The sequence below is a fragment of the Acidovorax sp. genome (assembly GCF_021287135.1).
In the GTDB taxonomy this organism is placed as follows: Bacteria; Pseudomonadota; Gammaproteobacteria; order Burkholderiales; family Burkholderiaceae_C; genus Acidovorax.
Genome location: NZ_JAJTBB010000039.1, coordinates 61,345 through 74,538 on the forward strand (window position 1 = coordinate 61,345; position 13,194 = coordinate 74,538).

A 13,194-nucleotide genomic window follows, 5' to 3' on the forward strand; every position below is an offset into this window, starting at 1 on the left:
CTTGCCGACATGAACACGACTTCTCTCACCCCCCGCACCGGCGGCCAAATCCTGGTGCAGCAGCTCATCACCCACGGGGTGAAGCAGCTCTTTTGCGTGCCCGGTGAAAGCTACCTGGCTGTGCTCGATGCGCTGCACGATGCCAACATCGCCGTCACCGTGTGCCGCCAGGAGGGCGGTGCGGCCATGATGGCCGAGGCGCAGGGCAAGCTCACCGGCCGGCCTGGCATCTGCTTTGTGACGCGCGGACCTGGCGCCACCAATGCGTCGGCGGGCATTCACATCGCGCACCAGGACTCGACCCCCATGCTCCTGTTCGTGGGCCAGGTGGCCCGCAACGCCAAGGGGCGCGAAGCTTTCCAGGAGCTGGACTACCGCGCCGTGTTCGGCACCATGGCCAAGTGGGTGGTGGAAATTGACGACCCCGCGCGCGTGCCCGAGCTGATCTCGCGCGCCTTCCATGTCGCCACCTCGGGCCGTCCCGGCCCGGTGGTCATTGCCCTCCCGGAAGACATGCTGACCGAGACCGCCACCGTGGCCGACGCGCAGCCCTACCAAGTGACAGAGACGTACCCCGGTGCCGCACAGCTGGCCGAGCTGGCGCAGCGCCTGCAGTCCGCCAGGAGCCCCGTGGCCATCGTGGGCGGCAGCCGCTGGTCCGAGCAGGCGGTGCGCGACTTCACCGCGTTTGCGCAGGCGTGGTCGATTCCCGTCTACTGCTCGTTCCGCCGCCAGATGCTGTTCCCGGCCACGCACCCCTGCTACGGCGGGGACCTGGGCCTGGGTGTCAACCCCAAGCTGCTGGCGCGCATCCGGGCGTCCGACCTGGTGCTGGTGGTGGGTGGGCGGCTTTCCGAAGTGCCGTCGCAAGGCTACGAGCTGTTCGACATTCCCTCGCCCGCGCAGCCCCTGGTGCATGTGCATGCCGATGGGGACGAGCTGGGCAAGCTCTACCGTCCCGCCCAGGCCATCCACGCCACGCCCCAGGCGTTTGCAGCGGCTTTGAGCGGCGTGCGGCCCACGGCCGCCGTGCCTTGGAAGGGGCACGCCGAGGCGGCCCATGCCGAATACCAGGCCTGGAGCGACACCACGCCGATCCGCATCCCCGGCGACTTGCAAATGGGCCAGGTGATGCAGCACCTCAAGGAGGTGATGCCCGCCGACACCATCTTCTGCAACGGCGCGGGCAACTTCGCCACCTGGATCCACCGCTTCTGGCCCTTCACCACCTATGCCAGCCAGTTGGCTCCCACCAGCGGGTCGATGGGCTACGGCCTGCCCGCGGGCGTGGGCGGCAAGCGCCTGTGGCCGCAGCGCGAAGTGGTGATCTTTGCGGGCGACGGGGACTTTCTCATGCACGGCCAGGAGTTCGCGACCGCCGTGCAATACGGCCTGCCCATCATCGTGGTGGTGCTGGACAACGGCATGTACGGCACCATCCGCATGCACCAGGAGCGCGAATACCCCGGCCGCGTGAGCGCCACGCAGCTCAGGAACCCGGACTTCAAGGCCTACGCCCTGGCGTTTGGCGGCCACGGTGAGCGCGTGGAGCGCACCGAGGACTTTGGCCCGGCGCTCGCCCGCGCCCGCGCCAGCGGCCTGCCCAGCGTGCTGCACTGCCTGATCGACCCCGAGGCGATCACGCCCACGGGCACGCTGCAGGGCATCCGCAGTGCGGCGTTGGCCAAACAGTGAATTTATTCATAGAAGCTCGGTGTAGAGCGTCTGTGCGTATTTCTATGAATAATGAGTGCGATTCAACTGGCATCGATCGGGGGTTGGAAGGTGGGAAAATTATTCATAGAGTTGCATAAATTACCGGTTTGGATACGATCTATGAATGCCAAAACAAGTCACCCCGCCTGCCGACTACCCGCGCGCCGTCCTGCAGCAGATTGAACTGCTAGGCCAGCACATCGCGATTGCCCGCAAGCGCCGGGGCGAAACACAGGCTGAGTGGGCGCGGCGCCTGGGGGTATCGCAGCCGACGATGGCACGCATCGAGCGCGGCGACCCGTCTGTGGCCATGGCCAGCTATGTGATGTGCATGTGGCTGGTGAACCCGGCGGTGGCGGTGGCCGACCTGGTGGCGCCGCAACACGACAGCGCGGCGCTGGAGCGGGAAGTCAGCCGGGTGCGCAAACCGCGCTCGCGCGCAGCGGGCGTATCCCTTTTGGCCGCACCGGCGGCGGCACCCCAAGGCGCGGCCGCAGGGCTGGCGGCGTTGCTCAATCCGGGCGCCTCCAAGGCTGCGCGATGAAACCTGCCAAGCGCGCCGCGGCGGTCACCGCCCACACCTACGTACCGCAGGACCAGCTCTACGTCTGGGCCTTGGTCAACCCCGCCCAGCCTGCGCTGGTGGGTGAACTCCGCCTGTCGCACCTGGTGGCCGATTGCGCCACCTTCCGGTACGCGCCGGACTGGTGGCACTTCCCGCTCAGCGAAGACTTGCCGCTGGTGGCCGGGCAGGAGTTCACCGCTGGCGAACGCGGCAGCGCGCCCGGTGCCATCGACGATGCGCGACCCGACCGCTGGGGCGAGCGCATCATCCGCCACGTGGACCGGCCGGCGCGGCTGTCCATTCTGGAAATGCTTCTGTTTGCCGGCGACGACAGGTTTGGCGCTTTGGGCGTTTCGGTATCTGCCGAGCGCTACGTGCCCCGCCGGCTGGGCCCTTATCCGCAGGTGCGCGATCTGGCGCAGCTGAGCTCTGCGGTGGAGGACCTGCAAACCCAGGCCCCCGTGACCGCTGACATGCAGCGCCTGGTCCAGCCCGGCGTGACACTGGGTGGCGCCCGGCCCAAGGCCCTGCTGCAGACCGCAGCCGGCGCCTGCGTGGTCAAGTTCAGCGAGCTGGACGATGCGGTAGACACGCCTCTGGTGGAGCACGCCACCATGACGCTGGCCGCCCGCGCAGGCATTCGCGTGGCCGCCACGGGCGTGCTGCCGCTACCCGCCCGCCACGGCCAAGCGCGCCATGCGCTGACCATCGAGCGCTTTGACCGCGTAGCCAATTACCGCCTGCACTGCCTCTCGGCCCGCACGCTGCTGCGGGCAGCCCGGCAGCCCGAAAGCTACGGCGCCCTGGCTACCGTGCTGCTGCGCCTGGCCCACCCCGAAGGGCAAGTGGCGCAGCGCGAGGAGCTGTTTGCGCGCATGGTGTTCAACATCCTCATGGACAACACCGACGACCACGAGCGCAACCACAGCGTGCGCCTGGGGCTGGATGGCTACTACGAACTGACCCCCGCCTACGACGTGGTGCCCACGCTGCAGAACCTGGGCTACCAGGCAATGTCTGTCGGCACTGCGGGGGCCGAATCCAGCCTGGACAACGCGCTGACCGAGCTGAGTGAGTTCGGCATCAAGCGGCCGCGGGCCATCGAGCTGATTCGGCAGGTGGTGCACGTGGTCGATGGATGGGCGGCGCACTTTGCGCAGCAGGGCGTGACGGCTGCCGACATGGAACTGCTGCGCGCCAGCATCGACCGCGACGCGCTGCTGCGCCAGCGGCAGGCCTTTCGATAGACGAGCGACGCGTACGCGCACACACGCATGGCAGCAGCCTGTCGCACCGCCGCGCACAATACCGGGCGTGACCGTTTCTCCGCCCGACCACCCCGCTGAACCCCCCGCCGCGGCGGCCCCGCAGGAGCGCCGCCTGCGCCGCATTGCGCACCTGGACATGGACGCCTTCTTCGCGTCCGTGGAGCTGCTGCGCTACCCACAGCTCAAGGGGCTGCCGGTGGTGATCGGCGGCGGGCGGCGCAAGGTGGACGAACTGCTGTTGCAAGGGCCCGATGGTGCGGGTGAGCGCGAGCGGCGCTTCATCCCGGTGGAGGATTTCCCGCGCCTGAAGGACTACGTGGGCCGGGGCGTCATCACCACGGCCACCTATCCGGCGCGGCAGTTCGGCGTGGGCTCGGCCATGGGCATGATGAAGGCGGCCAAGCTGTGCCCCCAGGCCATCGTGCTGCCGGTGGACTTTGACGAGGTGCGCCGCTACTCGCGCACCTTCAAGGCCGCGATCCTCGAGATCGCGCCCGTGATGCAGGACCGGGGCGTGGACGAGGTGTACATCGACTTCACTGACGTACCCGGCGGCCAGCGCGAGGGCGGGCGCGTGCTGGCGCGGCTCATCCAGAAAAGCATCTTTGAAAAGACGGGCCTGACCTGCTCCATCGGCGTGGCGCCCAACCGGCTGCTGGCCAAGATGGCCAGCGAGTTCAACAAGCCCAACGGCATTTCCATCGTCTACGAGGAAGACCTGCAGACCAGGATCTGGCCGCTCCACGTGCGCAAGATCAACGGCATCGGACCCAAGGCGGGCGAAAAGCTGGCGCGGCTGGGCATCGAGACCATCGGCCAGCTGGCCGCGCAGGACGAGCAGTGGCTCATCGGCCACTTCGGCAAGTCCACCGGCGCCTGGATGCACCGCGTGGCCTGGGGCCGCGACGACAGCCCGGTGGTGACCGAGAGCGAGCCGGTGAGCATGAGCCGCGAGACGACCTTTGACCGCGACCTGCACGCGGTGCGCGACCGGGCGGAACTCTCGCGCATCTTCACCGACCTGTGCCTGCGCGTGGCCGAGGACCTGCAGCGCAAGGGCTACGTGGCGCGCACTGTCGGCATCAAGCTGCGCTACGACGACTTCAAGATCGCCACGCGCGACCACAGCGTGGACTTCTACACGGCCGACGGCCCCACCATCCGCAAGCTGGCGGGGCAGTGCCTCAAGCGTGTGCCGCTGGACAAGCGCCTGCGCCTGCTGGGCGTGCGGGCCAGCGGGCTGGCGCGGGCGGACGAGGTGGCGGCCATGCAGCCCCTTGCGCGCAACGCGCGGGGCACGGGCCGGGAGCCTTCCGAGGCCCTTGGCACCACGGCGCCGCTGTTCTGAACGCGCCGGCCGCGCCGCAATGCGTACTTTATTGCGCGGTCCTTATACTGGATCAACATTAAAGCGGTAGGAAAGCCGCAGCGCCCGCCCTGTTGTGTTTCGCGGGCGCATCAGGAGGGCTTTATGCGCATCAACCTGCCGGTGACCCAGCAGAACTACGATTTTCCCGGCGACGAACTGCTGGTTTCCAGCACCAACACCCGCGGCGAGATCACCCATTGCAACGCCGCGTTCGTCCGTGTCAGCGGATACCGCTACGACGAACTCATCGGCCAGCCGCACAACTTGATCCGCCACCCCGACATGCCGGCGGAAGCGTATCGCGACCTCTGGCGCACCATCGGCCGGGGCGAGCCGTGGACGGGGCTGGTCAAGAACCGCCGCAAGAACGGCGACCACTACTGGGTGCGCGCCAATGTCACGCCCATCCTGGACGATGGCAAGCCGCGCGGCTACATGTCGGTGCGCACCAAGCCTGGTGCGGACGAGGTGGCGGCCGCCGAGGCCCTCTACGCCCGCATGCGCAGCGAGGCAGCGGCGGGCCGGCCCAGCTTTGCGCTGGAAAAGGGGCAGGTGCGCTACCGGGGGGCCAAGGGCGTCTGGCAAGGCATTGCGCAGTGGCCGTTGCAGGTGCGCATGGCACTGATGATGGCGTTGCTGGTAGCCCTGGCCCTGGTGCCAGACCTGCTGGGTTGGCAGGGGCTGCAGGCAGCGGTGCTGCGGCTTGTGCTCGTGGCACTGGGCGCGGCCGGCGTGCAGTGGCGGTTCCACACCTGCGTTCTGCGGGGGGTGCGGGATGCGGCGCAGTTTGCGTCGGACATCTCGGCCTGCAACCTCACCACGGTGGTGCGCACGGACTACCCCCAGCCGCTGGGCGGCCTGATGCAGCGCCTGCGGCAGACCCAGATCAACCTGCGCGCCGTGGTGGGCGACGTGCGCACCGAGGTGCACCATTTCACCCAGGCCGCCACCGAGATTGCGCGCGGCAGCATCGACCTGTCGGGGCGCACCGAATCCCAGGCCAGCAGCCTGCAAGAGACTGCCGCCTCCATGGAGGAACTGGCCAGCACCGTGCTCCACACGGCGGAGACGGCCACCCAGGTGTCGCAGGAAAGCGCGCGCAGCAGCGACACGGCCACGCGCGGCGGCCAGGCCGTCGAGCAGGTGGGCCAGGCCATGAAGGAGATGCGGCAGTCGTCCACGCGCATCAGCGAAATCGTGGGGGTGATCGAAGGCATCGCCTTCCAGACCAATCTGCTGGCGCTGAACGCGGCGGTGGAAGCCGCCCGCGCCGGCGAGCAGGGCCGCGGGTTTGCCGTGGTGGCGGGCGAAGTGCGGGCGCTCGCGCAGCGCACGGCCAGTTCGGCCAAGGAAATCAGCGGCCTGATCGGCGTAACGGTGAGCCAGATCGCGGACGGCGCGCAGAAGATGGACCATGCCGGCGCCACCATCCAGGGCATGGTCGACGCCGTGGGGCGCGTGGGCTCCCTGGTGCAGCAGATCAGCCATGCCACCACCGAGCAATCGCAGGGCATTGCCCAGGTGAACGCCGCAGTGAACCAGCTGGACTCCGTGACCCAGCAGAACGTGGCGCTGGCCGAGGAGTCCGCCGCCGCCGCCCAGGACCTGCGGGAAAGCGCGGAGTCGCTGGGCCGGTCGGTGGACGTGTTCCGCCTGGATTGACGGGCGTCCCGCCCCGGAACAGCCGCGCCCCTCGTTCTTGACGCTGGCTTACGCGGAGCTTACAGTGGGTTTTCCCCTTGGATCCGGGAGATCCTCCATGACGGTCAACGAACTGCAGCGCATCCGGCAGTGGCACGTCGAGCACAGGGCGGAGCACCCCCTGGAGTACCACGCCTGGGATCTGGCCCTGACGGTCTGGGTCCTGGGGTGGGTGAGCTGGTTTCCCCTGTGCGCCTTTGGGCCGGCGTGGACCGCGCCGGTCAGCCTGCTGGGCATCCGCGCCCCTGGCTTGTATGTGGCTTGGCGCCGGCGTGCCCACCGCAGCCGGACTTTGCGGTGCGACTGGCTGGATGCGGGGCGCGACAACGCGGCCGCCGGTGGCCCCCGGCGCCGCTAGGAGTCTGCGCGGCAGAAGGCATCGAAGCGAAACGCGCGAAAACCGAGGATCGCCTGGTGCTAGCGACAAGCCCAGGGTGGCCCCCTGGGCGCAGGAGGTAGTACCGCGTGAGACCGGTTTATCGCGCGTTGCAGCCGATGCTCCTTCTGCCGCGCAGACTCCTAGATCCCTTTCTCTCCTGCTGCGTGCGGGCACTGCGAAAACGCCGTGGTGCCGCTCACTGTGGCGCGGGCGCTGCGCGCAGCCCCTGCCGCATGCAGGTTGGTTGATGCAACGCAAACAGGGTACGGAATGAGAACCGTTCCTGATGTATCCTTGATGATTCTAATGTTGCATTTGGTAACAGGCTCCGCCACAAGCCCGACCTTTCCATGAGAACCAACCTCCCCGTCACCCAGCGCGAGTACCACTTTCCCGAGACCACCTTGCTGGTATCGACCACGGATGCACAAGGCCGCATCACCCACTGCAACACGGCGTTTGCCGAGGTCAGCGGCTACACCTACGACGAACTCATGGGGCAGCCGCACAACCTCATCCGGCACCCCGACATGCCGCCTGAGGCGTTTGCCGACATGTGGTCCACCATTGGCCGCGGCCGGCCCTGGACCGGGGTGGTGAAGAACCGCCGGGCCAACGGGGACCACTATTGGGTGGAGGCCAATGTCACGCCCATCCTGGACCACGGCAAGCCGGTGGGCTACATGTCGGTGCGCTTTCGCCCCACGCGCGAGCAGGTGGCTGCGGCCGAGGCGCTGTACGCCCGCGTGGCCGAGCAGCGCGCCAGCGGGCGCCACACCTTCAAGCTGCACGCGGGGCATGTGCGCTACCTGGGCTGGCGCGACGCATTGGGCAAGCTGCACCGCATCACCCTGACCCAGCGGCTCGCGCTGGGCCTGGCGCTGCTGGGCGGCGCGGTACTCGTGCCTCCCTGGCTGGGCTTGTCGGCGCAGACGGCGTGGTGGCTGCAGGTGGCCGTCTGGGTGCTGGGGGGCGGGGCGGTGCTGGGCACCTTTCACTGGGGCGTGGCGCGGGTGCTCGACGAGGTGGACGAATTCGCGGGCGCGCTGGCGGCCTGCAATCTCAAGTCGGGCATGCTGCGGCGCCACCCGCATGTGCTGGGCTCGCTGATCCGCCGCATCTGGCAGGTGCAGGTGAACCTGCGTGCGGTGATCGGCGACGTGCGCGCCGAAGCCGGCGTGTTTGCCCAGGCCACGTCCGCCATCGCGGACAGCGCGTCCCACCTGTCGGAGCGCACCGAGGACCAGGCTGCGAGCCTGGAGGAAACGGCCGCCTCGATGGAGCAGCTGGCCAGCACCGTGCGCCAGACCGCCGACGCGGCCCAGCAGATTGCCGAGCAAAGCCGCCAGAGCAGCGCCATCGCGCAGGAGGGCAGCGCGTCCGTGGGCCACGCGAACGAGGCGATGCAGGCCATCGAGGCGTCGTCGCGGCAGATGGCGGACATCATCACGATGATCGAGGGCATTGCTTTCCAGACCAACATTCTGGCGCTCAACGCCGCGGTGGAGGCCGCCCGCGCGGGCGAGCAGGGCCGCGGCTTTGCCGTGGTGGCGTCCGAAGTGCGCAGCCTGGCGGGGCGCAGCGCCGAGGCGGCCCGGGAGATCCGCGCGCTGATCGGCGCATCGGCCCAGGAAGTGAGCGCCGGCGCAGACTACGCCGCCCAGGCCCAGGCCACCATCGCCAGCGTGGAGCGGTCGGTGCAGCAGGTCACGGCGCTCATGGCGCAGATCACCAGCGCCACCAGCGAGCAGTCCACCGGCATTTCGCAGGTAAACGAGGCCGTGAGCCGCCTCGACACGGTCACCCAGCAGAACAAGACCATGGTGGAGCAGACGGCCACGTCAGTGACGGTGCTGCGCGAGCGCACCAAGACGCTGTCGCGTGCGGTGCAGGTGTTCCACATGCACGGGGACGACTGACGCTACCGGCCAGCGCTGCGCCGGGGGGTGCCCCGAGGCGCCGGGCCCCAGCGGGAAACCTGGCTACTGCCGCGCAGTGCGCACGTTGCGCGGCAACCCCTGCGGGTGGCTGGTGCGCAGCGGGTTGATGTCCAGCCCGCCGCGGCGGGTGTAGCGCGCGTACACGGTGAGCTTGATGGGTTTGCAGCGGGTCCACACGTCCATGAAGATGCGCTCCACGCACTGTTCATGGAATTCGTTGTGGTTGCGAAAACTCACCAGGTACTGCAGCAGCCCGGCCTGCTCGATCTGCGGGCCGCTGTAGGTGATCTGCACGCTGCCCCAGTCGGGCTGGCCGGTGACAAGGCAGTTGCTCTTGAGCAGGTTGCTGGTGAGTGTTTCGGTCACCGGCGCCTCGTGGAAGGCGGCCGTCAGCAGCTCGGGCGCAGGCTGGTAGCGGGTGCATTCCACGTCCAGCCGGTCCAGGCTCAAGCCGTCCAGCTCGTGCACCGGCTCCTGGTCGAACAGCTCGGGACTGATGAGTTTCACGCCCACCGTGGCCGGATGCTCCGCGCCGCGCCACACCGCTTCGCTGATGTCGGCGCGGATGCGGGCCTGCACCTCGGCGGCGTCGGCAAAGCGCGTGTTGTTGAAGCTGTTGAGGTAGAGCTTGAACGACTTGCTCTCCACGATGTTGGGCGTCTCGCACGGCACGGTGATGTGCGCCAGCGCCACCTGCGGCTTGCCGCGCAGGTTCAGCCACGACAGCTCGAACGCCGTCCACAGGTCGGCGCCAAAGAAGGGTGGGGCGCCGGCGATGCCGATCTCGGCCCGCTTGCCCGCACGGGGGATCGGGAACAGCAGCGACGCGTCGTACTGGTCCACGTAGGCGGACGCCTTGCCGAGCTGGGATTGTTCTGGGGTGTTCATGTGCTATTAAATGTATAGCTGCTTGCGCTTGCTGCATAAGCGCTAGAGCCTGTTTTTACTTGAATTCCCGTTCGCGCAGCCATTTGGTGGCGATCCACTTTTCGCCGGCGATCACCGGGGCGCCGCCGTGCAGGGTGCGCGTGGAGGGGTGCGGGCGTTCGTAGCTGAAGAACACCGCGTTGCCGCGCTGGGGCGCCACCTCCAGGTGCACATCGGGAAAGGTGGTGCCGCCGCCTTTTTCCGGCGTGTTCAGGTACATCACCAGCGTGCCCACGCGCTGCCCGCCGCGCTGCACGATGGTGGGCGTGCCGGGCTCGGCCGGGTCGAAATAATCGTAGTGCGGCTTGTACTCGGCGCCGGGCCGGTAGTGCAGCACCTGCACGCCTTCTCCGTTCTCGACCGGCCAGTTCAGCAGGCGGGCAATGCGCGCCTCGACGCGCTGGATCACGGGGCTTTCGCCGCGCTGGAAGAACATGCCGTCGCTGGTGCGGTCGTCGTTGACTTCCTCTCCGCCGGTCTTGGTGGCCACCGTCAGCGAGCGGGCCATGCGCGGGCGTGCCGCGGCGATGAGCGCGTCGCATTCCTCGGGCGACAGCAGGCCGCCGAACACCACAATGCGCGGCCGGGCCAGGGTCAGCAGCACATTCACCGTGCGGTCGCCACAGTCCACCTGCGCGGGCGACTCGTCCAGGTGCGGTTCGGGCACCGGCACTGCCGCAGGCTGCCCTTGCTGCACGGCCACGGCATTGAGGTGGTCCTGCAGCGTGATTTCCATCGCCTCGGCGGCCACATCCTCATCCCAGCCCGCGTCGCGCATCGATTGCAGGACCACCGGCGCGGCGTGGCCCGCCTGGGCCTGTTCAATGATCCAGCGGCGCAGTTCGGGGGTGATGGCCTGCCGTGCGGCGCCGTTGCGCTGCACCGTGGTGGCGGAGGCCAAGTCGGGGTCGGGTTGCGATGCCATGGCGGTCCTCGGACGTGAACAAAAGGGTTGCAAGCCTACGCCGTCGCGGCGGCCTTGCGCCGGAATACCAGGCGCTCGGGGCTGGATGATGCCGGGGCCAGGGCGTAGCCGTCCAGGTCAAACCCCTCAAGCTGGCGGGGCGTGGCGACGCGGTGGGTGATGGCGTAGCGCGCCATCAGGCCGCGCGCACGCTTGGCGTAGAAGCTGATGATCTTGTAGCTGCCACCCTTCCAGTCCTCGAACACGCAGTCGATCACGCGGGCCCGGAGGGCGCGGCGGTCCACCGCCTTGAAATACTCCTGCGAGGCGAGGTTCACCACCACGGGCGTCTTGTCGGCGCGCAGGCGGGCGTTGAGGTGCTCTGCAATCTGGCTGCCCCAGTACTCGTACAGGTTGCTGCCGCCCGGCGTGGCCAGGCGCGTGCCCATTTCCAGCCGGTACGGCTGCATCCGGTCCAGGGGGCGCAGCACGCCGTACAGGCCACTGAGGATGAGCACGTGGCCTTGTGCCCACTCCAGGTCGGGCGCCTGCAGCGTGCGGGCGTCCAGCCCTTCGTACACGTCGCCGTTGAAGGCGAGGACCGCCTGGCGCGAATTGCTGGCGGTGAAGCGGGGGCGCCAGGCCTGGTAGCGCGCCACGTTGAGCGCCGCGAGCTTGTCGCTGAGTTCCATCAACGATGCAATCTGCTGGGGCGACTGCGCGCGCAACACCTCGATGAGCGCGGCCGATTGCGGTACGAACTGCGGCGTGGTGTGCGGCAGGCCTTCAGGCAGGGGTGTCTCGTAGTCAAGCGATTTGGCGGGGGACAGCAGGAACAGCATGGGCAGGCGGGCAGGCTGGAGGAGGGAACGAAGAAAGCGCGGTGCGACACCATGGCGCTGGCCGGGCGCCAGCGTGCGCGCAAGGATACCGGCATCGCGGGTGCGACGCCGGAGGCGGCGTGACCGCTGGGGCGCACCTGCGCGCGCTGAATGCAAAAGGGTGGCGCTGGGCCACCCTTGGGTCATGTGCCACGCGTTGCCGGGGCAGGCTTGGCAAGAAGCCGGCCCCGGCCTGCCGCGTCAGGCGGAAGGCTGCTCAAACGGCAGTTTCATCGCGGCGAGGTCGCGGCGGGTTTCCACCAGCACCAACGGGCCTTCGTCCACCACCACCACCGGCGGCCGCTCGCGCGGCACGCGCACGGGCGCGGGTTCGGCTGCGATCGCGGCCTGCACGGCTGCGACCTTGTCGGCATCGGAGTTCACCCATTGCAGGCCGGACGCTGTTGCCACCTGGTGCAAGTCGTCCACCGGCAGGGTGAACGGCTGGACCCGGGGCAGGCCTGGCGCTGCAGGGGCTGCTGCGACCGCCGCCGGGGCGGGCGCTGGGGCCACCGCCACAACTGCGGGCGCGGGTGCGGGCGCTGCCGCAGCGGGCGCCACCGGAGCGGCTTGCGCGGGCGCGACTTCGCTGGCGGCCTGGGGCCGGCTGTCGTCGGCGGCCGGGGTGCTGAAGTAGCTGCGGCGCGGCGGCTCTTCGGCCTCCTGCGCGCCGGTGGGCGCGACCTGCGAGACATCGAAGTCCAGCATGGCGGGTGCGGCAGCGGCGTCTGCACCGCCTTCGCGGGCGCCCCGCTCGCCGCGTTCGCGGCGGTCACGGCCGTAACGGTCGCGCGAGCGGCGCTCGCGCCGCTGCTCGTCGGCTGCGGGAGCGGCGTTGCCGTTGCCGGCGGGCGCTTCGCTGCTGGTCAGGTCCAGGTCGGGCAGCGAGGCCAGGGGGGCCGTGTCGGCAAAGTCCCCGCCAGCGGATGCGGGCGCCGCGACTGGTGCTGCTGCCATGCCCTCTGCACCTTCCGTGGCGCGCTGCGGGCGCTCTGCGCGCTCGCCTCGGTTGCCGCGCTCGCGGCGCGGGCCGCGTTCGCCCCGGGCCTGGGCGGCTGGTGCGCCGTCGGCCGTGGTGCTGCCGTCTGCTGCGGAGGTGGCGGCGTCACCGTTCAAGCCAGTGTTTTGCTGGCGCGCCTCGGCGTCGCGACGGCCTCGGCCGCCGCCCTCGCGGCCTGGGCGGGGCTCGCGGCCTTCGCCTTCGGTGCGTCGTTCGCCGTCGCGTGGGGTGCGGTTGTCACCGTCGCGGGGTGCACGGCCTTCCGCGGAGCGCTCGCCGCGGCGGTTGCGGCCTTCTGCCGCGCCCTCGCGCGGGGCGCCGTCGCGCTGCTGGCCTTCGCGGTTGCCGTCACGGCCACCGCGGCGGCCGCGGCCTTCGCCATTGCGGCCTTCACGGCGGGGTTCTGCGCGGCCGGCGGTTTCCGCCGGGGCGGCTGCCGCAGCCGGAGAGGCCGCGGGGGTTGCGGCCGCCGGGGCGCCGCCCAAGCCGAACAGGCTCTTGAGCCAGGCAAAGAAGCCTTGTTCCTGTGGGGCTGCGGCCGGTG

At 69.4% G+C, this 13,194-nt stretch carries 10 protein-coding genes and 1 pseudogene; 7 read left to right on the forward strand and 4 right to left on the reverse strand.

The window, feature by feature from the left end; all coding sequences use genetic code 11:
* Positions 1–9 precede the first annotated feature (9 nt).
* The 7 genes from LWW96_RS10070 (at position 10) to LWW96_RS10100 (ending at position 8,917) form a co-directional block, all read left to right on the forward strand.
* Positions 10–1,695, forward strand: a complete 1,686-nt coding sequence (locus LWW96_RS10070) for a thiamine pyrophosphate-binding protein (protein WP_291486550.1) — start codon at positions 10–12, stop codon at positions 1,693–1,695.
* Positions 1,696–1,840: 145 nt separating this feature from the next.
* Positions 1,841–2,260 carry a helix-turn-helix domain-containing protein gene (locus LWW96_RS10075; protein ID WP_291486552.1) on the forward strand — a complete coding sequence of 140 codons (420 nt, stop codon included), beginning with the start codon at positions 1,841–1,843 and terminating at the stop codon, positions 2,258–2,260.
* The gene (locus tag LWW96_RS10080; protein ID WP_291486554.1) at positions 2,257–3,528 is read left to right on the forward strand and encodes a type II toxin-antitoxin system HipA family toxin; all 1,272 of its coding nucleotides are present in this window, start codon (positions 2,257–2,259) and stop codon (positions 3,526–3,528) included. The genes LWW96_RS10075 and LWW96_RS10080 overlap by 4 nt, the downstream gene beginning before the upstream one ends.
* A gap of 157 nt (positions 3,529–3,685) precedes the next feature.
* Positions 3,686–4,897, forward strand: coding sequence for a DNA polymerase IV (locus tag LWW96_RS10085; protein WP_291486571.1), 1,212 nt, complete (start codon positions 3,686–3,688; stop codon positions 4,895–4,897).
* A 123-nt stretch (positions 4,898–5,020) separates the two neighbouring features.
* Entirely contained in the window at positions 5,021–6,580 is a 1,560-nt protein-coding gene (locus LWW96_RS10090) for a PAS domain-containing methyl-accepting chemotaxis protein (RefSeq protein WP_291486556.1), read from the forward strand.
* Between the two features lie 97 nt (positions 6,581–6,677).
* The gene (locus LWW96_RS10095; RefSeq protein WP_291486558.1) at positions 6,678–6,977 is read left to right on the forward strand and encodes a hypothetical protein; all 300 of its coding nucleotides are present in this window, start codon (positions 6,678–6,680) and stop codon (positions 6,975–6,977) included.
* A gap of 371 nt (positions 6,978–7,348) precedes the next feature.
* Complete coding sequence (locus tag LWW96_RS10100) at positions 7,349–8,917, forward strand: methyl-accepting chemotaxis protein (RefSeq protein WP_291486560.1); 1,569 nt, start codon at positions 7,349–7,351, stop codon at positions 8,915–8,917.
* Positions 8,918–8,980: 63 nt separating this feature from the next.
* Here LWW96_RS10100 and queF read toward each other — a convergent pair whose 3' ends face one another.
* From queF to LWW96_RS10120, 4 genes and pseudogenes are all read right to left on the reverse strand, one after another.
* Positions 8,981–9,826: an NADPH-dependent 7-cyano-7-deazaguanine reductase QueF gene (gene queF, locus LWW96_RS10105; protein ID WP_291486563.1), complete on the reverse strand. Its 846-nt coding sequence runs from the start codon at positions 9,824–9,826 to the stop codon at positions 8,981–8,983.
* Between the two features lie 55 nt (positions 9,827–9,881).
* Positions 9,882–10,790 (reverse strand): 2OG-Fe(II) oxygenase, encoded by a 909-nt coding sequence (locus tag LWW96_RS10110; protein ID WP_291486565.1) that lies wholly within the window; start codon positions 10,788–10,790, stop codon positions 9,882–9,884.
* 35 nt (positions 10,791–10,825) lie between these two features.
* Positions 10,826–11,611, reverse strand: a complete 786-nt coding sequence (yaaA, locus tag LWW96_RS10115; RefSeq protein ID WP_291486567.1) for a peroxide stress protein YaaA — start codon at positions 11,609–11,611, stop codon at positions 10,826–10,828.
* A gap of 240 nt (positions 11,612–11,851) precedes the next feature.
* Positions 11,852–13,194 (reverse strand): annotated as a pseudogene (locus tag LWW96_RS10120) (ribonuclease E/G); the annotation flags it as partial.

What these genes read in the sequence shown, in the direction of transcription:
- LWW96_RS10080 (WP_291486554.1), top strand. Translation starts at nt 2,257, where the DNA reads ATGAAACCTGCCAAGCGCGCCGCGGCGGTCACCGCCCACACCTACGTA.
- LWW96_RS10110 (WP_291486565.1), bottom strand. Translation starts at nt 10,790, where the DNA reads ATGGCATCGCAACCCGACCCCGACTTGGCCTCCGCCACCACGGTGCAG.
- LWW96_RS10075 (WP_291486552.1), top strand. Translation starts at nt 1,841, where the DNA reads ATGCCAAAACAAGTCACCCCGCCTGCCGACTACCCGCGCGCCGTCCTG.
- LWW96_RS10090 (WP_291486556.1), top strand. Translation starts at nt 5,021, where the DNA reads ATGCGCATCAACCTGCCGGTGACCCAGCAGAACTACGATTTTCCCGGC.
- queF (WP_291486563.1), bottom strand. Translation starts at nt 9,826, where the DNA reads ATGAACACCCCAGAACAATCCCAGCTCGGCAAGGCGTCCGCCTACGTG.
- LWW96_RS10100 (WP_291486560.1), top strand. Translation starts at nt 7,349, where the DNA reads ATGAGAACCAACCTCCCCGTCACCCAGCGCGAGTACCACTTTCCCGAG.
- LWW96_RS10095 (WP_291486558.1), top strand. Translation starts at nt 6,678, where the DNA reads ATGACGGTCAACGAACTGCAGCGCATCCGGCAGTGGCACGTCGAGCAC.
- LWW96_RS10085 (WP_291486571.1), top strand. Translation starts at nt 3,686, where the DNA reads ATGGACGCCTTCTTCGCGTCCGTGGAGCTGCTGCGCTACCCACAGCTC.
- yaaA (WP_291486567.1), bottom strand. Translation starts at nt 11,611, where the DNA reads ATGCTGTTCCTGCTGTCCCCCGCCAAATCGCTTGACTACGAGACACCC.
- LWW96_RS10070 (WP_291486550.1), top strand. Translation starts at nt 10, where the DNA reads ATGAACACGACTTCTCTCACCCCCCGCACCGGCGGCCAAATCCTGGTG.